General features: G+C 72.3%; 17 protein-coding genes and 1 riboswitch. Of the genes, 13 read left to right on the forward strand and 4 right to left on the reverse strand.

The window, feature by feature from the left end; translation table 11 throughout:
* The first annotated feature begins 63 nt into the window (after nt 1-63).
* Nucleotides 64-181, forward strand: a riboswitch (SAM riboswitch).
* A 172-nt stretch (nt 182-353) separates the two neighbouring features.
* Nucleotides 354-1,730 carry an aminotransferase class V-fold PLP-dependent enzyme gene (locus tag J1C73_RS05770; protein ID WP_207315381.1) on the forward strand — a complete coding sequence of 459 codons (1,377 nt, stop codon included), beginning with the start codon at nt 354-356 and terminating at the stop codon, nt 1,728-1,730.
* Nucleotides 1,731-1,792: 62 nt separating this feature from the next.
* Here J1C73_RS05770 and J1C73_RS05775 read toward each other — a convergent pair whose 3' ends face one another.
* The gene (locus J1C73_RS05775; RefSeq protein ID WP_123470113.1) at nt 1,793-2,074 is read right to left on the reverse strand and encodes an Lrp/AsnC family transcriptional regulator; all 282 of its coding nucleotides are present in this window, start codon (nt 2,072-2,074) and stop codon (nt 1,793-1,795) included.
* Nucleotides 2,071-2,808, reverse strand: a complete 738-nt coding sequence (locus J1C73_RS05780) for a rhomboid family intramembrane serine protease (RefSeq protein WP_207315382.1) — start codon at nt 2,806-2,808, stop codon at nt 2,071-2,073. The genes J1C73_RS05775 and J1C73_RS05780 overlap by 4 nt, the downstream gene beginning before the upstream one ends.
* A gap of 161 nt (nt 2,809-2,969) precedes the next feature.
* Here J1C73_RS05780 and J1C73_RS05785 point away from each other — a divergent pair, with 161 nt between their 5' ends.
* From J1C73_RS05785 to J1C73_RS05805, 5 genes are all read left to right on the forward strand, one after another.
* Nucleotides 2,970-3,212 carry a hypothetical protein gene (locus tag J1C73_RS05785; protein WP_024494175.1) on the forward strand — a complete coding sequence of 81 codons (243 nt, stop codon included), beginning with the start codon at nt 2,970-2,972 and terminating at the stop codon, nt 3,210-3,212.
* A 37-nt stretch (nt 3,213-3,249) separates the two neighbouring features.
* Nucleotides 3,250-4,611 (forward strand): NYN domain-containing protein, encoded by a 1,362-nt coding sequence (locus tag J1C73_RS05790; RefSeq protein WP_207315383.1) that lies wholly within the window; start codon nt 3,250-3,252, stop codon nt 4,609-4,611.
* A 285-nt stretch (nt 4,612-4,896) separates the two neighbouring features.
* The gene (locus tag J1C73_RS05795) at nt 4,897-5,922 is read left to right on the forward strand and encodes a C40 family peptidase (RefSeq protein ID WP_207315384.1); all 1,026 of its coding nucleotides are present in this window, start codon (nt 4,897-4,899) and stop codon (nt 5,920-5,922) included.
* Between the two features lie 237 nt (nt 5,923-6,159).
* Nucleotides 6,160-7,191 (forward strand): C40 family peptidase, encoded by a 1,032-nt coding sequence (locus J1C73_RS05800; protein ID WP_207315385.1) that lies wholly within the window; start codon nt 6,160-6,162, stop codon nt 7,189-7,191.
* A gap of 30 nt (nt 7,192-7,221) precedes the next feature.
* Complete coding sequence (locus tag J1C73_RS05805) at nt 7,222-8,475, forward strand: hypothetical protein (RefSeq protein ID WP_207315386.1); 1,254 nt, start codon at nt 7,222-7,224, stop codon at nt 8,473-8,475.
* Here the strand turns inward: J1C73_RS05805 and J1C73_RS05810 are convergent.
* On the reverse strand, nt 8,432-9,664 hold the full coding sequence (locus J1C73_RS05810) for a glycosyltransferase 87 family protein (RefSeq protein WP_207315387.1): 1,233 nt from the start codon (nt 9,662-9,664) through the stop codon (nt 8,432-8,434). The two genes, J1C73_RS05805 and J1C73_RS05810, sit on opposite strands and share 44 nt — an antisense overlap.
* 101 nt (nt 9,665-9,765) lie before the next feature.
* Between J1C73_RS05810 and J1C73_RS05815 the strand changes: the two genes are divergently transcribed.
* Complete coding sequence (locus J1C73_RS05815) at nt 9,766-10,905, forward strand: glycosyltransferase family 4 protein (RefSeq protein ID WP_207315388.1); 1,140 nt, start codon at nt 9,766-9,768, stop codon at nt 10,903-10,905.
* 96 nt (nt 10,906-11,001) lie between these two features.
* On the opposite strand, the gene J1C73_RS05820 is transcribed toward J1C73_RS05815, so the two are convergent.
* Nucleotides 11,002-12,798 carry an AMP-dependent synthetase/ligase gene (locus tag J1C73_RS05820; RefSeq protein ID WP_207315389.1) on the reverse strand — a complete coding sequence of 599 codons (1,797 nt, stop codon included), beginning with the start codon at nt 12,796-12,798 and terminating at the stop codon, nt 11,002-11,004.
* Between the two features lie 279 nt (nt 12,799-13,077).
* Here J1C73_RS05820 and J1C73_RS05825 point away from each other — a divergent pair, with 279 nt between their 5' ends.
* From J1C73_RS05825 to J1C73_RS05850, 6 genes are all read left to right on the forward strand, one after another.
* Nucleotides 13,078-13,884 carry a metallophosphoesterase family protein gene (locus J1C73_RS05825; protein ID WP_207315390.1) on the forward strand — a complete coding sequence of 269 codons (807 nt, stop codon included), beginning with the start codon at nt 13,078-13,080 and terminating at the stop codon, nt 13,882-13,884.
* 122 nt (nt 13,885-14,006) lie between these two features.
* Nucleotides 14,007-14,456 carry an SRPBCC family protein gene (locus J1C73_RS05830; RefSeq protein ID WP_123470095.1) on the forward strand — a complete coding sequence of 150 codons (450 nt, stop codon included), beginning with the start codon at nt 14,007-14,009 and terminating at the stop codon, nt 14,454-14,456.
* A 4-nt stretch (nt 14,457-14,460) separates the two neighbouring features.
* On the forward strand, nt 14,461-15,699 hold the full coding sequence (locus J1C73_RS05835; RefSeq protein ID WP_207315391.1) for an ArsA family ATPase: 1,239 nt from the start codon (nt 14,461-14,463) through the stop codon (nt 15,697-15,699).
* Between the two features lie 94 nt (nt 15,700-15,793).
* Nucleotides 15,794-16,252 (forward strand): DUF5304 domain-containing protein, encoded by a 459-nt coding sequence (locus J1C73_RS05840; protein ID WP_123470090.1) that lies wholly within the window; start codon nt 15,794-15,796, stop codon nt 16,250-16,252.
* Between the two features lie 73 nt (nt 16,253-16,325).
* Nucleotides 16,326-17,267 (forward strand): ROK family glucokinase, encoded by a 942-nt coding sequence (locus J1C73_RS05845; protein WP_207315392.1) that lies wholly within the window; start codon nt 16,326-16,328, stop codon nt 17,265-17,267.
* An 82-nt stretch (nt 17,268-17,349) separates the two neighbouring features.
* A complete protein-coding gene (locus J1C73_RS05850) occupies nt 17,350-18,111 on the forward strand; it encodes an endonuclease/exonuclease/phosphatase family protein (protein ID WP_207315393.1) in 762 nt (253 codons plus the stop codon).
* Nucleotides 18,112-18,166: the final 55 nt, after the last annotated feature.

Here is an 18,166-nt window from a genome sequence, read left to right on the forward strand (position 1 = left end):
GGCGCAGTCCATGATCTGGACTGCGCCTTGCGCGTTCACCCACGTATGGCAAGATGCTGGGCAGGTCATGAGTGACAGCGACTACGGCCCCGGCCCGCTGTCCGGCAACCCTCCGTCCGTGGCGGGGTGCCCCGGGTGAAGACCAGGCCGTAGGCAGCGAGGTCTGCGGCAAGCGCGGACCCCTCGACGTCGTGAGACGTCCACCCGTGGGGTCCTGGTCCTCAGGGAGCCTCTGTGAGCAAGCGAATGCGATAGGGCTTTTCGGCCCTCCTCCGCACACCCTTTTTCTTCCTTCCGTGCTGCCGCGTATCCGCGGGCACGCGGAATTCGCCTGCCTGTTACGGGAGTTCGTCATGTCTGTCTTCACCGCTGCCGCCGACCAGTCCATTTGTGCCCCGTTGCCCGTTCTGGGCAAGGATGTGACGGTTCCGCTGGTGACCGGCGGTGAGGTCACGTACGCCGCGCTGGACTACGCCGCCAGCGCGCCGGCCCTGCAGCGGGTGTGGGACGACGTCGCCGCGTACGCGCCGTACTACGGCAGCGTCCACCGCGGCGCCGGATACCTCTCGCAGCTCTCCACGGACCTCTTCGAGAGCAGCCGGGTCACCGTCGCGGAGTTCCTCGGCTGCCGCGCCGACGATCAGGTGGTCTTCACCCGGTCGACCACCGACTCGCTCAACCTGCTGGCCGCGGCGGTCCCCGCCGACTGCCAGGTCTTCGTCTTCGAGACCGAGCACCACGCGTCGCTGCTGCCCTGGCGCGACGCCCGCGTGACCTACCTGAACGCCCCGCGCACCCCCGCCCAGGCCGTCGCCACGCTGGAGCGGGCACTCGCCGACCGCGATCCCTACGGTCCCGCGCTGGTCTGCGTCACGGGCGCCTCCAACGTCACCGGTGAACTGTGGCCGGTCAAGGAGCTCGCCGCCGCCGCGCACGCCCACGGCGCGCGGATCGTGCTGGACGCCGCGCAGCTGGCCCCGCACCACCCCGTCGACATCGCCGAGCTGGACGTCGACTGGGTCGCCTTCTCCGGACACAAGCTGTACGCGCCGTTCGGCTCGGGCGTCCTGGCCGGCCGCTCCGACTGGCTGCGCGACGCCGAACCCTACCTGGCCGGCGGCGGCGCCTCCCGCAAGGTGGCCCGGCGGGCCGGCGGCGGGGTGGACGTCGAGTGGCACACCACCGCCGCCCGCCACGAGGCAGGTTCCCCCAACGTCATCGGCGTCTACTCCATCGCCTCCGCCTGCAAGGCGCTCACCGAGGCCGGATTCGACGGCCTCGTCGCCCGGGAGCAGCAGCTCGTCACCGCGGTCCGTGCCGGACTCGCCGAGGTCCCCGCGGTCAAGGTGCTCTCGTTGTTCGGCGACGACGCCCCGCGGGTCGGCGTCATCTCCTTCGTGGTGGAGGGCTGGAACAGCTCGCACTTCGCCGCGGCGCTCTCCGCGGAGTACGGCATCGGGGTGCGCGACGGACTGTTCTGCGCCCACCCGCTGGTGCGCACCCTGCTCGGCAGCGACCCGCAGGACGTCGGCGAGTGCGGTGCGCCTGAGGCCGAGCCGGGCGAGAGGTCGCTCAACGCGATCCGGGTCAGCTTCGGTGCCGGCACGCCGGACGAGCACATCGAGCGCTTCGTGCGGGCGGTCAAGGAGCTGGTGAGCGAGGGCGCCCAGTGGAAGTACCGCACCGAGGACGGCCGTTGCGTCCCGGACCGGGGCACCGCCCAGGTCTGAGGGGCGCAGAACGCGTTCGGCCGGGTACGGACAGCTGTCCGTACCCGGCCGAACGTATGTACCTATGCGTCCAGACCGATGGCGAAGGCCGCCTCCAGGTCGTGCTGCGAGTACGTACGGAACGCCACGTGGGTGTCGGTCCCCTCGACGCCGGGGATCTTGCTGATCCGGCCGGGGATGACGTCGGCCAGATCGTCGTGCTTGGCCACCCGGACCATGGCGATCAGGTCGTACGTACCGGTGACCGAGAAGACCTCGCTGACGCTGTCCAGCGCTGCGACGGCCTCGGCGATCTCGGGAATCCGGTCCACACTGGTTTTGATGAGCACGATCGCGGTGATCACGGCTGGCTTTCTCCCTCGGTGGCCGTGGCTGGAGATCTCACTCTAGCGTCACGCCGGTAGCGCCCCCAGGCGTAGAGGAAGCCGATGGCGAAGCCGACCACATGGGCGAGATAGGCCACGCCGGGGCCGCTGCCGGCGCCCTCGGCCGCCAGCCACTGCAGCACGAACCAGAAGATCAGCACGATCCAGGCGGGGAAGCGCAGCGGCAGGAAGAGCAGGAACGGGAACACGCTGGTGACCCGGGCCCTGGGGAAGAGGTAGAGGAAGGCGCCCAGTACCGCCGAGATCGCCCCGGACGCGCCGACGAGCGTCTCGTCGGACGTGGCGTGCGCGGCCGCGTAGGCGAGCAGGGCGAGGTATCCGCAGCCGAGGTAGAAGAACGCGAACTCGGTGTGGCCCATGCGCTCCTCGGCCATCGCTCCGAACACGTAAAGGAACAGTATGTTGCCGAGCAGATGCAGCCAGCTGCCGTGCACGAAGAGCGCGGTCAGCGGGGTGAGCAGGGCGTGGGCGGAGCCGTCCCAGAGTTCGCTCGGGATCACGCCCCAGCGCTCGAAGTACCCGGCCTGGGCGGACAGCAGGGCGTCCGCGCCGCCGTACACCGGGTTGAGCCCGGAGAGCGGGCTGATCGCGAAGACCACGCAGCACAGGGCGATGAGGGCGTACGTCACCGGCGGCCCGCCCGAGGTGGCCGCCCGCAGGAGTCTGCCGGCCGCAGCCCGCCGATCGATCATGAACAGAGCATGACGCAACTGGAGGGAACGGGACAGACCGCCTCGCCGTGCCGGTGGTATGCGGCAAGGCCGTAGGGTTACGGCAGGACATCCGCAGTTCGACGGCGCACCGCGAAGATCCTTATGTGGCAGCACGAGGCCCGACGAAAGAGGACGCAACGATGACGACGGTTCCCCAGCCGACCGAGGCGACCCGCTGGCGCTGCACGCTCTGCGGAAACCTCACGCGATTCGACGTGACGCGCTCCTCCAAGGTCGTCGAATACGTCCATCTCGACCTGGCCGGGGAGTCGAGCGTCGAGGAACGCGAGGTGGTCAGTGAGACCATCGAGTCGGTGCGCTGTCGTTGGTGCAACGCGGTGGATCAGATCGAGCTAGTCGACAGGCCGGGTGCCGACTCCTGACGGGGCCGTGCGGACATACAGTTTGAGGTGACGGATGGTGGAGCAGCCCGCTGGCGGCGCCGCGTCGGCCGATGCGGCCGACGATGCCGTGGAGGTGCTCGACCGCCCGCTGCCCGAAGCTGTACGGCGTCGGGTCGTCGCGCTGGTCTCGGACGCGTTCGGCGGCCTCACGGTCACCGAACTCCCGGCTCAGCTCAGGCAGTACGCCCGCTTCACGCCGACCAGGCGTGCCAAGTTCGCCGGGAACGCGATGGCGGCCGCCCTGGAGGGCGACGCCGCGTTCCGCCGGCGCATCGGCGAACGGCTGAGGGAGACCCAGCCGGAGCTGAGTGCCGCCCTGGAGGCTGGCTCGCCGCCCGCCGCCGCCGACCCCGTCGATGTGGCCGCTGCGGCCTATGTGCTGCGTCCGGCCGGCTGGGTGAAGCTCCTCGCCGCCGCGGGTGAGGAGGCGCAGCGCGCCGACGCCGAGCGGGCCGACGACGAGACCCGGCGCGAACTGGGACGGCTGAGCGAGGAACTCGCCCAGGCCCGCGCCCAGACGAGGAGCGAGACCGAACGGCTCCGCAGCGACCTCGACGCGGCCCGCAAGGAGGCCGAGTCGCTCCAGCGCAAACTGCGCAGCGCGGCCAACGAGGTGAAGCGCGGCGAGGCCGCGCTGCGCCGGGGCAGGGCCGAGAGCGACGCCGTACGGGCCGAGGCGGCCGCCCAGGTCTCCGCGGCGGAGAGCGAGACCCGGAGGCTGCGGGCCCGGCTCGGCGAGGCGGAGGCGTCCGTCGAGGCGGGGCGCCGGGCCGCCCGCGAGGGGCGGTCGGTCGAGGACATGCGGCTGCGGCTGCTGCTCGACACGGTGCTCGAAGCGGCCGGCGGACTGCGGCGCGAACTGGCCCTGCCGCCGTCCTCGATGCGCCCCGCGGACACCGTCGACGCCGTCGAGCCGGGCCGGATGTCACCCAAGGACATTGCCGCCAGGGCGCTTTCGGACACCGATCCGGCGCTGCTGGACCAACTGCTCGCGCTGCCGCAGGCGCATCTGATCGTGGACGGCTACAACGTCACCAAGACCGGCTATCCGCAGATGCCGCTGGAGAAGCAGCGGCTGCGGCTGCTGGGCGGCCTGTCGGTGCTCGCCGCCCAGACGGGGGCCGAGGTGACCTGCGTCTTCGACGGGGCCGAACTGGCCGCTCCGGTGCTGCTCGCGCCGCCCCGGGGGGTGCGGGTGCTGTTCAGCAGGGCGGGGGTCACCGCGGACGAGCTCATCCGGCAGCTCGCGCGTGCCGAACCGTCCGGGCGGCCCGTCGTGGTGGTCTCGACCGACCGCGAGGTGGCCGACGGAGTGGCGAAGGCGGGGGCCAGGCCCGTTGCGTCCCTCTTGCTCCTGAAGCGGCTTTCGCGCGTTTAGCGAGACTTGTTGCGGCTCGTCGGAAATTACGGAACGGGCCGTCAATTCACCGCTACACGCAGTGTGGTGCGGGTAAAGAAGTAGCCGCTGTGACGAGATTTTTCCTGCGAGGATTTGAACTGATCACAGGATGGTCACTATGGTCGGGCCTCGAACCTTCGCACGGTTGATCACCCATCCGGGGTGGCAGTGAAGGAACCGCCGATTCCGTGACATGCACGGAGCCGGGGATTCCCGTCCCCCCATAGCCCGGTAGGCGGCTCGAGGAAGAAGGAGCTCGCCTTCGTGGCGTCCCACCGTCGTCCCAAGAACCCGAGCCGCGCCCGTGTGACCGTGCTCACCGCGACCGCCGCTGCGGCCGTGGCCCTGACCTCCCAGGCCGCTCACGCCGACCCCAAGCCGACCAAGAGCGAGGTCAAGGCGGAGGTCGACAAGCTCTACCACGAGGCAGAGGTCGCCAACGAGCACTACAACGGGGCCAAGGAGAAGCAGGAGAAGCTCGAGAAGCAGGTCGGCGCGCTGCAGGACAAGGTGGCGCGCGGCCAGGAGGAGCTCAACACGCTCCGTGCCGGGCTCGGTTCGATCGCCGCCGCGCAGTACCGCTCGGGTGGCATCGACCCCTCGGTGCAGCTCTTCCTCGCCTCGGACCCGGACAGCTTCCTCGACCAGGCCTCCTCGCTGGACCAGTTGACGGCCAAGCAGGCCGAGTCGCTGACGAAGATCCAGGAGAAGCAGCGGTCCCTCGCGCAGGAGCGCAAGGAGGCCCAGGACAAGCTGAACGACCTCGCGGACGTCCGCAAGACGCTCGGCGAGAAGAAGAAGCAGCAGCAGGGCAAGCTCGCCGAGGCCCAGAAGGTGCTCAACACCCTGACCGCCGCCGAGCGCGCGAAGATGCGCGAGGACGACCTGCGCGCCAGCCGCTCCGCCGGCGACCGGGTCGACCTGGGCAGCGAGGTCCCCGCCTCCGCCCGTGGAGCCGCCGCCCTTCAGGCTGCCTCCACCCAGCAGGGCAAGCCTTACGTCTCCGGCGGTACCGGCCCCAACTCGTTCGACTGCTCGGGTCTGACCCAGTGGGCCTACCACCAGGCCGGTGTCGAGATCACCCGCACCACGTACACCCAGATCAACCAGGGCACCCAGATCGGGCGCAGCCAGTTGAAGCCCGGGGACCTGGTCTTCTTCAGCAACACCTCGCACGTGGCCCTCTACGCGGGCAACAACACCGTGCTGCACGCCCCGAAGCCGGGTGCCGTGGTCCGCTTCGAGTCGATGAACACCGTCGGCAGCTACCAGACCGCCGTGCGCATCTGATCACGCCCGAACGGGCGAATTCCCGCGCCCCGTACTGACTGCCCGCCCCGCCGGAGACCACAGGTCACCGGCGGGGCGTCGCTGTTTGTGCCTCCCGTCCGTCCGGCGCGGCTTTTGTTCGCTCCGTGATCGCGCGACTACTGTCTGGCTGCCGCGTGGCTCCATGTGTCGGTCCGCCCGCCCCGGGTGGCAGGGGCTGCGCACACCTGCGTACAGCGGAAGGGAGTGCGGCGTCCTGTGGTGTCCCATCGCCGTTCCACACAGCCCGGCGTGAGCCGGAGCGTCCGGGTCACTGTCCTGTCGGCCGCGGCGGCGACCGCCGCTGCGGCACTCGGCGCGGCCACCGCGAACGCCGAGCCGCAGGACACCCCGCAGACCGCCGGGGCCCGGGTCGACCGCCTCTACGCCGAGGCCGAGCGCGCCACCGAGCAGTACAACAAGGCCGGTGAGGACGTCGGACGGCTGCGCGGTGAGGTGAACCGGGCGCAGGACCGGGCGGCCCGGGGGCAGGAGCGCGTCAACCTGATGCGTACGGAACTCGGTTCCGCGGCCCGTGCGCAGTACCGGTCCGGCGGCATCGACCCCTCGCTCGCCCTGCTGCTCTCCTCTGATCCGGACAACTACCTCGACCGGGCCGCCGTGCTGGGCCGGGTGAACGACAGCCGGGCCAACGCCCTGGCCGAACTCCGCAGGGCCCAGCGGGTGCTGGCCCAGACCCGGGCGGAGGCCGCCGGTTCGCTCGCGGGCCTGGAGCGCGGCCGCGCGGCCGTCAGCCGCCACAAGCGGACCGTCGTGCGCAAGCTCACCGAGGCCAGGCGGCTGCTGAAATCACTTCCCGGCGCCGACCGGGCGGCGTTCGAGCGGGCCTCGCGCACCGGCCGGGGCACCGGGGCCGGGACGGTGGCCGGACTCCCGGCGGGCTCGGCGCGGGCGGCGGCCGCCGTCATGGCCGTCCACCGGGCGCTGGGCCGCCCCTATGTCTGGGGCGCGAGTGGGCCCTCCGGATTCGACTGCTCCGGGCTGATGCAGTGGGCGTACGCACAGGCCGGGGTCAGCCTGCCCCGCACCTCGCAGGCCCAGCGGTACGCCGGCCGGATGGTGCCGCTCTCCGAGGCCCGGCCCGGCGATCTGGTCACCTACCGTGCGGACGCCAGTCATATCGGGATGTATGTGGGGAACGGCCAGGTCATCCATGCCCCGTACCCCGGCGCCCCGGTCCGCTACGACCCCGTCGGCATGATGCCCGTCTCCTCGGTCACCCGGGTCTGATCTCACGGGCCACCCCTTACCCTCGTTCCTGTGGCTGATCAGGGGCGTACCGCAGAGCGGGCGCGCGGTGGACGACGGCGCGCGGCGGGCGCCGTGCTCGCCGCGCTGTTGTGCGCCACCGCCTGCTCGGCCCCGGCCGCTGACGTCCCGGACACCACCGCCGCCGATATCCGCGCCACCCTGGACCGCCGGGCCGCCGCGGTGCTGCACCACGACCCGGACGCCTATGCCGCGGTCGTCGCCCGGGACGCCACCGATCTGCGGGCCTCGCAGCGCAGGGAGCTCGGCCATCTCGCGGACATGCCGATCGGCTCCTGGACGTACCGGCTCGACGATGTATCGCCGCACGGCGCGGACCGGGCCACCGCCGAGGTCCGGCTCGGCTACCGGATCAAGGGCTACGACAGCGCGCCGGTCTCCGTGGACCGGGTCCTCGACCTGGAACGGGATCCGGCGGACGGCCGCTGGTACCTCACCGCCGACCGCCCGGCGGAGGGCGGCGGCCGGCAGCTCTGGCAGCAGGGCGCTGTCGAGGTGGTGCGCGGCACGCACAGCCTGGTGCTGGGCGTCGGCCGCCCCCGCGAGGAGCTGACCGGGATCGCGGCCACCGCGGACCGGGCGGTGCCCGCCGTCTCCGACGCCTGGCCGGAGCGCTGGGCCGGGCGCGTGGTGGTGCTGGTCCCGGACACCGTGCAGGACATGGCGGAGCTGCTCGGGTCGCCCGCCGCGAACTACCGGGGCATAGCGGCCGTCACCACCGGCGAGACCGGCGGCTCGGGCACGGCGCCCGCGGACCGGGTGATCGTGAACCCGAAGGCGTACGCGATGCTCGGCACCTTCGGGCAGCGCGTCGTCCTCACCCACGAGACCACCCATGTCGCCACCCGCACCCGCACCTCCGCCGCCACCCCGACCTGGCTCTCCGAGGGGTTCGCGGACTGGGCGGCCTACCGGGACGGGGACCGCACCGCCGCCGAGATCGCGCCCGAGCTGGCGGAGGCCGTCCGGCGCGGGGAACTGCCCGCCGCCCTGCCCACCGACGAGGACTTCGGCTTCACCGAGGACCCGGACCGGCTGGCGAAGGCGTACGAGGGCGGCTGGCTGGCCTGCGAGCTCATCGCCGACCACTGGGGCGAGGAGGAGCTGTTCGCCTTCTACCGGGCCGTCGGGGGGCACTCAGGGCGGGACGGAGCGGTGGAGCAGGCCCTGCACGAGGTGCTCGGCACGACTCCGCAGGACTTCACGGCGCGCTGGCGGGAGTACGTTCGGGACCGGCTCGGCTGACCTCGGGGGCCGGCCGCGTCACCGTGTCCCGCCACAGCCGCCCGCCCGCGATCAGCGTCGCGGCGACCAGCAGTCCGTTGCGCAGGAACATCAGGGTCACGCCCGTCGCGTCGCTCGTCACCACATGGACGAACCCGAGCGGGAACTCCAGCTGGGTGACGCCCGTCGCCGCCAGCACCAGACAGGCCGGCAGCGTCATCCGGCTCTCCCGGAAGACCAGGCACACCGCGGCCAGACCGACCAGCCACAGCATGTACTGGGGGCTGATCACCCGGCTCGTGGTGGTGAACAGCAGCACCGCGGTGAACGCCGCGTCCGCCGGCGTACTCACACCGAACGTGCGCGCCTTCAGCCGCCACACCAGCAGCCAGCCGAACGCCACCACGCTCAGCCCCAGTGCGAGCGTGCTCACCAGCGGCACGTGCGGGCCCAGGAACTCCAGCGAGCCGTAATGCAGCTCCACCCGGCCCTGCCAGCCGAACTGCCGCGCCACATGGAAGACCAGCGCACCCAGCGACTCGACCTCGGTGTCCCGGTCGCGCTGGAAACCGAGAAAGGCCAGCGCGCCGGGCGCCGCCAGCGCGCACAGCACCAGCAGCCCGAGCGCCGTCCCGGCCGCGGTCGTCCACGCCAGGCGCGTCCGGCGCCCGCGAGCCGTGCCGGCGAGCACCAGCGCCGGCCACACCTTCAGCAGCGCCCCGACCGCCGCCAGCGCCCCCAGCACCCGCGGATGCCGCACCCCGGCCAGCAGCGCCGCCACCGCGACGGCCGTCACCATCACGTCGTACCGGGCGTACGCGGTCGTACCGAGCAGCGGCACCCCCGCGACCCACACCCAGGCCCCGGCCGTCCGACGGGCGGTGCCCCGGCCCGCGTACAGCAGCAGACCCAGCACCAGCGCGTCGCAGAGGAACGCCAGGACGAAGAAGGCCGAGGCGTAGTCCAGGAACGGCAGCAGGGCGGGGGAGAGGATCGCGAGCGCCGCGAGCGGCGGGTACTGCCAGGTGACGTCGGACTGCGGGTAGCTGCCCGAGCGCAGCACGTCGTACCAGCCCTGGTAGATCACCGACACGTCGCTCGTCACGTCGGGGCCCGGCAGCGTGATCACCTTGATGACGCAGAGCAGCAGGAGAGCCCTGGTGAGGGCCCACACCACGAAGGCCGGTCGTGCGCTGCTCGAACCCGTCATGTCCCGCCCTCGTCCGTTCCACCGGTGGTACGACAGGACATGATGCCCGGCGGGTCCGTGCGAGAGCCACGAGGCGGGGCCGCCCGGTACTGTCGGCGGCGATGGACAATACCCTGATCGTGACCAACGACTTCCCGCCCCGCCCCGGTGGCATCCAGGCGTTCCTGCACAACATGGCGCTCCGGCTGGACCCGGACCGGATCGTTGTCTACGCCTCCACCTGGAAGCGCGGCCCCGAGGGCGCCGCGGCCACCGCCGCCTTCGACGCCGAGCAGCCCTTCACCGTGGTCCGCGACCGTACGACGATGCTGCTGCCGACCCCGCGGGTGACCCGGCGCGCCGTCCAGCTGCTGCGCACCCACGGCTGCTCGTCCGTCTGGTTCGGCGCCGCCGCCCCGCTCGGGCTGATGGCACCGGCCCTGCGCCGGGCCGGTGCCCGCCGGCTGGTCGCCACCACCCACGGGCACGAGGCCGGCTGGGCCCAGCTGCCCGCCTCCCGGCAGCTGCTGCGGCGGATCGGCGAGGGCACGGACACCGTCACCTATCTCGGCGAGTACACCCGGTCGCGGATCGCCGCCGCGCTCACCCCGGCGGCGGAGCGCATGGTCCAGCTGCCGCCCGGCGTGGACGAGAAGACCTTCCACCCGGAGTCCGGCGGCGATCTGGTCCGGGCCCGGCTCGGGCTCACCGACCGGCCGGTCGTCGTCTGCGTGTCCCGGCTGGTGCCCCGCAAGGGCCAGGACACCCTGATCCTCGCGATGCCCGCGATCCTGGCCGAGGTGCCCGACGCCGTCCTGCTGATCGTCGGCGGCGGACCGTACGCGGGGGAGCTGAGGAAGCTGGCCGCCGGGACCGGGGTGCTGGACTCGGTGCGGTTCACCGGACCGGTGCCCTGGGCGGAACTGCCCGCGCACTACGGGGCCGGTGACGTCTTCGCGATGCCGTGCCGCACCCGGCGCGGCGGCCTCGACGTGGAGGGCCTCGGCATCGTCTACCTGGAGGCGTCCGCGACCGGGCTGCCGGTGGTGGCGGGCGACTCGGGCGGCGCCCCGGACGCGGTGCTCGACGGCGAGACCGGCTGGGTGGTGCGCGGCGGTTCGGCCGAGGAGGCGGCGGAGCGGATCGCCCTGCTGCTCGGCGACGCGGAGCTGCGCCGGCGCATGGGGGAGCGGGGCCGCGCCTGGGTCGAGGAGAAGTGGCGCTGGGACCTGCTGGCGGAGAGGCTCAGGGCGCTGCTCTGAGCGGGCGTCGGGCCGCCCGGCGGCCTCCGGGCCCGTGCACACGGAAGGGGCCGCCCGCACGAGATGCGCGGGCGGCCCCTTCCGATGGTGCCCCGGTCAGGAGCGGTAGATCGACTCGACCTCGTCCGCGAAGTCCTTCGCCACCACGTTCCGCTTCAGCTTCAGCGACGGCGTGATGTGGCCCGCCTCCTCGGTGAACTGGGCGGCCAGGATGCGGAACCTGCGTACGGACTCGGCCTTGGACACCGCGGCGTTGCCGTCGTCGACCGCCCGCTGCACCTCGGCCAGTAGCTCCGGGTCCTCGCGCAGCGACAGGGCGGTGGAGCCGACCGGCTTGGCGTGCTCCTCGGCCCAGCGGCCCAGGAACTCCTCGTCCAGCGTCAGCAGCGCGCCCACGAACGGGCGTCCGTCGCCGACCACCATGCACTCCGCCACCAGGGCGTGCCCGCGGATGCGGTCCTCGATGACGGCGGGAGCGACGTTCTTGCCGCCAGCCGTGACGATGATCTCCTTCTTGCGGCCGGTGATCGCGAGATAGCCGTCCTCGTCGAGGGTGCCGATGTCGCCGGTGTGGAACCAGCCGTCGGCCAGCGCCTCGGCCGTGGCCACCTCGTTGTTCCAGTACCCGGAGAACAGGTGCTCGCCGTGCAGCAGCACCTCGCCGTCGTCGGCGATCCGCACGACCGAGCCGGGCAGCGGCTGGCCGACCGTGCCGATCTTCTGGCGGTCCCACGGGTTGAACGCGGTGGCCGCGCACGTCTCGGTCAGGCCGTAGCCCTCCAGGACGGTGAAGCCGATCCCGCGGTAGAAGTGCCCGAGCCGCTCGCCGAGGGGCGCACCGCCGGAGATCGCGTACTCGCCGCGTCCGCCGAGCACGGCCCGCAGCTTGCTGTAGACGAGCCGGTCGAACACCTTGTGCGTGAACCGCAGGCCCACGGACGGACCCTGCGGTGTGCCCAGCGCGCGGCTGTAGGCGATCGCCGTGTTCGCGGCCTTGTCGAAGATCTTGCCCTTGCCGTCGGCCTGGGCCTTGGCGCGCGCCGAGTTGTAGACCTTCTCGAAGACCCGCGGCACCCCGAGGATCAGGGTCGGCCGGAACGCGGCCAGTTCATCGGTGAGGTTCTTGATGTCCGGTACACAGCCGAGCTTGATCGGGGCCATCACGGAGGCGACCTCGACCAGCCGTCCGAAGACGTGCGCGGCCGGCAGGAAGAGCAGGACGGAGCACTCGCCGGTACGGAAGAGGGGCTTGAGCCGTTCCACCACGTTGCCGCACTCCGCGAAGAAGCTGCGGTGCGTGAGCACACAGCCCTTGGGGCGTCCGGTGGTGCCCGAGGTGTAGACGATGGTGGCCGGGTCGTCGGCCTTGGCGCTCCTGCTGCGCAGATCCACGGTCTCCTCGGAGACCTCCGTGCCCGCGGCGGTGAGCGTGCCGACCGCGCCCTTGTCGATCTGCCACACATGGCGCAGCTCCGGCAGCCGGTCGCGCACGGAGGCCACGGCCTCGGTGTGCGCGTCGCTCTCCACCAGGACCGCGACGGCGCCCGAGTCGCCGAGGATCCACTGGACCTGCTCGGCCGAACTGGTCTCGTACACCGGCACGGTGACGGCGCCCGCGCTCCAGATCGCGAAGTCCAGCTGCACCCACTCGTAGCGGGTGCGGGACATCAGGGCGACCCGGTCGCCGGGTTCGACACCGGCGGCGATCAGCCCCTTGGCGGCGGCTCTGACCTCGGTCAGGAACTGCGTGGCGGTGACGTCGGTCCAGACGCCCGCCACTTTGCGGCTCATCACCGCGACATCGGGATGCTGAGCGGCATTGCGGCGGATGAGATCCGTCAGGTTGCCGTCCGAGGGGACCTCGTACAGGGCCGGAAGGCTGAACTCGCGCAAGACTGCTGCTCCTCATCGGGCTCCGGTGCCACGGCTCTGTGTGACGCACCGGCTGCGGTCCAAGATGGCGGGTGCTCAGTGGGGTGAGCACGACTGGACTGCCCGGACGTTACCCACCAGTACTCGGTTCCGGATAGGGGGTTCCGGCCAGATGTCTTACGCGTCACACATAGAGGCGGGCCTTTCGCGCACAGTAGTGCACCCCGGCCGGGCCCTGGAAGTAACCGCAGGTCCGGTGGCCTCTACCCAGGCGGACGCCGGAGTCCTAGGGTGATCGTCATGGGAGCCGGACCGAACAGCCGGGGGGCCGCCGCCGAGCGGCGCACCCGAATTCACGTGGTCAGCGACGTGCACGGGAACACCGAGGCGCTGGCCCGCGCGGGGGACGGTGCCGACGCCCTCGTCTGCCTGGGCGACCTGGTGCTCTTCCTCGACTACGCCGATCACTCGCGCGGCATCTTCCCGGAACTCTTCGGGGTGGAGAGCGCCGACCGGATCGTCGCCCTGCGCACCGAACGCCGTTTCGAGGAGGCCCGGGACTTCGGCCGGGGCCTGTGGTCGGGCGTGGACCGCGACGCCGCGATCGTCTCGGCGGTGCGCAAGCAGTACGCCGAGATGTTCGCCGCGCTGCCCGCCCCGACGTACGCCACCTACGGCAACGTCGACATCCCCGGCCTGTGGCCCGAGTACGCCGGCCCCGGAACCACCGTCCTGGACGGCGAACACGTCGAGATCGGCGGCCGCGTCTTCGGGTTCGTCGGCGGTGGCCTGCGGACCCCGATGCGCACCCCGTACGAGATCAGCGACGAGGAGTACGCCGCCAAGATCGAGGCGGTCGGCGAGGTCGACGTGCTCTGCACGCACATCCCGCCCGACGTCCCGGAGCTGACGTACGACACCGTGGCGCGCCGTTTCGAACGCGGCAGCCGGGCCCTGCTCGACGCCATCCGCCGGACCCGGCCCCGGTACTCCGTGTTCGGCCATGTCCACCAGCCCCTGGTCCGCCGGATGCGGATCGGCGCCACCGAGTGCGTGAACGTCGGCCACTTCGCCTCGACCGGCAGGCCGTGGGCGCTTGAGTGGTGACCGGGCCCGGCCGCACCGGGCGTCCCGGCAGGCCCTGGGCCGAGGCACGGCGCACACGCGATAGCCTTCTGGCGGCAGGCCTCTGCCGACCGACCGGTACACCGCACTGGAGGGCCACAGCGATGGCTGAACACACCAGCTCGAGCATCACCATCGAGGCGGCACCGGCCGACGTCATGGGCGTGATCGCCGACTTCGACCGCTATCCGGAATGGACCGGCGAGGTCAAGGAGGCCGAGGTGCTCGCCTCCGACGACCGCGGCCGCGCCGAGAAGGTCCGCCTGGTCCTCGACGCCGGGGCGATCAAGGACGACCACACCCTCGCGTACACCTGGATCGGCGACTACGAGGTCAGCTGGACCCTGGTCAAGTCCCAGATGCTGCGCGCCATCGACGGCTCCTACGCACTGGCTCCGCTCGGCGACGGCGACCGCACCGAGGTCACCTACCGGCTGACCGTCGACGTCAAGATCCCGATGCTCGGAATGATCAAGCGCAAGGCGGAGAAGGTCATCATCGACCGCGCCCTGGCCGGCCTGAAGAAGCGCGTCGAGTCCGTCCCGAAGGCCTGACCGGGTGCGTACGGTCCTGGTCACCGGTCCCGGCGGCGCCGGCCGTACCACCGTCGCGGCGGCGACCGCGCTGGCCGGCTCCCGCGGCGGCGCCCGCACCCTGCTGATCTCGGCGGACGCCATACCCGGCTTCCCCTCGGCCACCGAGCCCGCACAGGTCACCGACACCCTGTGGTCCGTCCGGACCGACTCCGCGGAGCACTTCCGCGGCGAACTCCTCGCCCTCCAGGACCAGCTGTCCGGTGTGCTCGGCCTGCTCGGCGGCAACCAGCTGGACGGTGAGGAGCTCACCGAACTCCCCGGCAGCGACCAGCTCGCCCTCCTGCACAGCCTCCGCCGCGCCGCTCGGGGCGACTGGTCCCGCGACGGCTACGACCTCCTCGTCGTCGACCTGCCGCCGCTGCGCGAAGCCCTCGCCGTGCTGGCCCTGCCCGAACAGCTGCGCCGCTATCTGCGCCGGCTGCTGCCCCAGGAGCGCCAGGCCGCACGCGCCCTGCGCCCGATGCTCGCCCAGCTGGCCGGGGTGCCCATGCCCGCCCAGTGGCTGTACGAGGCGGCAGCCCGGCGCGACGCCGAACTGGCCGCCGTCCAGGCACTCATCGAGGACCGGGCCACCACACTCCGGCTGGTCGCCGAACCGGGCCCGGCCGCCGAGGACGCGCTGCGCACCGCCCGGACCGGGCTCGCCCTGCAGGGACTGCGCGTCGATGCGCTGGTGGCCAACCGGGTGCTGCCCCGGCACTCCGCGGACCCCTGGTTCGCGGCGCTCGCCGCACAGCAGGAGAAGTGCCTCGACCACTGGCGCGAGGAGTGGGCCGCCGAAGCCCCGCCGGTGGAGGTGCCGCACCTGGGCCGTGACCCGCAGGGCCCCGACGACCTCACCGCTCTCACCAGCACCTCCGGTCCCACCGGCACCGATGACACGCTCGGCGTGCCCATGGACGGCCGGGCCCCGGGCCGTGCCGAGGATCCCTGGTGGATCGAGGAATCCGGCGCGCCGGACGGGGCCGTCGGACCGGACGGAATACTGGTCTGGTGCCTGCGGCTGCCCGGAGCGGTCAAGAAGGACCTCCAGCTGGTCCGCCGCGGCAGCGAACTCCTGCTCACCGTCGGCCCGTTCCACCGCATCGTGCCCCTGGAGTCCGCGCTGCGCCGCTGCACCGTCTCCGGCGCCGCGCTCACGGACGGGGTGCTGCGCGTCCGGTTCACGCCCGACCCGGACCTGTGGCCCAGGACGAGCTGAACGGCTCACGGCCTGCCCTGTCACCGTTCGGGTACCGTCGTAGGTACGGGTCCCGTCTGCCGGGCCGCCGGCCATCACGTCGCAGGAGTCCGCCATGAGCGAAGCCACCGATCGTCCCGTCGACGACGACGCGTGGGCGCAGGCCTGCGCCGAGGACCTCGCCGCCGAGAAGGCCCGCCGCCGTGCCGAGTACGGACCGCCGCCCGGCTCCGCGGCCGAGGAGCTGCGCAAGCTGATCGACGCGGTGGCCGACAAGGTCTCCTCCCTCCAGTCGCCGCTGTTCGGCATGGCGGCGCAGGGCGCGGTGCAGCAGGTCATCAAGCAGGCGAAGTCCGCGGTCGAACCCGTCATCGAACGCAATCCAGACGTTTTCGACCACATCGCCGCGGCCGGCGGCGAACTGCTCGCCGCCTACCGCTCCGCCGTCGAGGGTCAGGAACGCCGCTGGACCCAGGGTGCGGGCGACCCCGCGGGCACCGAAAAGAAGGCGGACGACGCCACCGACCCCCGCGACGAGGGGCCCGGCACCGGCGAGCAGATCGACCTGGACTGACCGGCGCCGACGGGGCGGGGCCCGGCCTCGGGTACGGTTGCCCCAGCGGGGCTCGACCGAAACTGAGGGATTCATGGGACTCACCATCGGCGTCGATATCGGCGGCACGAAGATCGCAGCTGGAGTGGTCGACGAAGAGGGCCACATCCTCTCGACCTTCAAGGTGTCGACCCCGCCGACGGCCGAAGGCATCGTGGACGCGATCGCGGCGGCGGTGTCCGGCGCGAGCGAGGGGCACCCGGTCGAGGCCGTCGGCATCGGCGCGGCGGGATACGTCGACGACAAGCGTGCCACGGTGCTGTTCGCACCGAACATCAACTGGCGGCACGAGCCGCTCAAGGACAAGGTCGAGCAGCGCGTCGGCCTCCCGGTGGTCGTCGAGAACGACGCCAACGCGGCTGCCTGGGGCGAGTACCGCTTCGGCGCGGGCCAGGGCCACGAGGACGTCATCTGCATCACGCTCGGCACCGGGCTGGGCGGCGGCATCATCATCGGCAACAAGCTGCGCCGCGGACGCTTCGGCGTGGCCGCCGAGTTCGGCCACATCCGGGTCGTCCCGGACGGTCTGCTCTGCGGCTGCGGCAGCCAGGGCTGCTGGGAGCAGTACGCCTCCGGGCGGGCGCTCGTCCGGTACGCGAAGCAGCGGGCCAACGCCACCCCCGAGAACGCCACGATCCTGCTGTCGCTCGGCGACGGCACGGTCGAGGGCATCGAGGGCAAGCACATCAGTGAGGCCGCCCGGCAGGGCTGCCCGGTGGCCGTCGACTCGTTCCGCGAGCTGGCCCGCTGGGCCGGTGCCGGACTGGCCGACCTCGCCTCGCTCTTCGACCCGTCCGCCTTCATCGTCGGCGGCGGCGTCTCGGACGAGGGCGAGCTGGTCCTCGATCCGATCCGCAAGTCGTTCCGGCGCTGGCTGATCGGCGGCGAGTGGCGTCCGCACGCCCAGGTTCTCGCGGCCCAACTGGGCGGCAAGGCCGGACTGGTGGGCGCGGCGGACCTGGCCCGGCAGGGCTGATCCACCCAGGCACCACGGACATGCCGGACGCCCGTCGCGCCCCTCTCGGGGAGCGGCGGGCGTCCGCCGTATCGTGAGCGGCATGGCCATGATGTCGCTGCCAGAATCCCGTACCGAGCAGGACGGCTCGGCCGTCATCAGAGTGCTCAGCTACAACATCCGGTCGATGCGTGACGACGGTGCGGCGCTGGCCCGGGTGATCCGCGCCTGCGCACCCGATCTGGTCCTGGTCCAGGAGGCGCCGCGCTTCTTCCGCTGGCGCAAGCGCGCCGCCCGGCTCGCCGCCGCCACCGATCTGGTGGTCCTCGGCGGCGGAGCCACCGCGGCCGGACCGCTGCTGCTCTGCTCGCTGCGCGCCGCGGTGGAGCGCACCGAGGACGTCCTGCTGCCGCTCACCCCCGGACTGCACCGCAGGGGCTTCGCCACCGCGGTCGTGCGGATCGCGGGCACCCGGATCGGAGTGCTGAGCTGCCATCTGAGCCTCCAGCGGGAGGAGCGCCTCGCCCAGGCGGAGTCGCTGCTCGGCCGGCTGGACGCGATGGGGGTGGAGCACGCCGTGGTGGGCGGTGACCTCAACGACGTACCGAGCGGGCAGGCGTTCCGCCGGCTGGCCGGGCGGCTCCAGGACTGCTGGACGGTACGGCCCCGGGGCGGCGAGCACACCTTCCCGCCGCACGACCCGCGCAAGCGGATCGACGCGCTCTTCGCGACCCGGGGCATCGAGGTGCTCGGCTGCGGTGTCCCGGCCGGGCTGCCCGGCGTGGCCGAGGGCGACCTGCTGGCCGCGAGCGACCACCTGCCGGTGCTGGCCGTGCTGCGGGTGCCCGCGGCCGCTGCGTCTTAGGGCCTCTCGTTTGGATCATGCCGGGCTCGCGGGTTCCGGCACGCGCACCTGCCGT

The sequence above is a fragment of the Streptomyces laculatispora genome, assembly GCF_017353455.1.
Classification (GTDB): domain Bacteria; phylum Actinomycetota; class Actinomycetes; order Streptomycetales; family Streptomycetaceae; genus Streptomyces; species Streptomyces laculatispora.

Excerpts from the sequence above, each read along its gene's own strand:
- J1C73_RS05815 (WP_207315388.1), top strand. The coding sequence starts at position 9,766 with ATGGACAATACCCTGATCGTGACCAACGACTTCCCGCCCCGCCCCGGT.
- J1C73_RS05830 (WP_123470095.1), top strand. The coding sequence starts at position 14,007 with ATGGCTGAACACACCAGCTCGAGCATCACCATCGAGGCGGCACCGGCC.
- J1C73_RS05825 (WP_207315390.1), top strand. The coding sequence starts at position 13,078 with ATGGGAGCCGGACCGAACAGCCGGGGGGCCGCCGCCGAGCGGCGCACC.
- J1C73_RS05770 (WP_207315381.1), top strand. The coding sequence starts at position 354 with ATGTCTGTCTTCACCGCTGCCGCCGACCAGTCCATTTGTGCCCCGTTG.
- J1C73_RS05840 (WP_123470090.1), top strand. The coding sequence starts at position 15,794 with ATGAGCGAAGCCACCGATCGTCCCGTCGACGACGACGCGTGGGCGCAG.
- J1C73_RS05785 (WP_024494175.1), top strand. The coding sequence starts at position 2,970 with ATGACGACGGTTCCCCAGCCGACCGAGGCGACCCGCTGGCGCTGCACG.
- J1C73_RS05850 (WP_207315393.1), top strand. The coding sequence starts at position 17,350 with ATGGCCATGATGTCGCTGCCAGAATCCCGTACCGAGCAGGACGGCTCG.
- J1C73_RS05810 (WP_207315387.1), bottom strand. The coding sequence starts at position 9,664 with ATGACGGGTTCGAGCAGCGCACGACCGGCCTTCGTGGTGTGGGCCCTC.
- J1C73_RS05780 (WP_207315382.1), bottom strand. The coding sequence starts at position 2,808 with ATGATCGATCGGCGGGCTGCGGCCGGCAGACTCCTGCGGGCGGCCACC.
- J1C73_RS05845 (WP_207315392.1), top strand. The coding sequence starts at position 16,326 with ATGGGACTCACCATCGGCGTCGATATCGGCGGCACGAAGATCGCAGCT.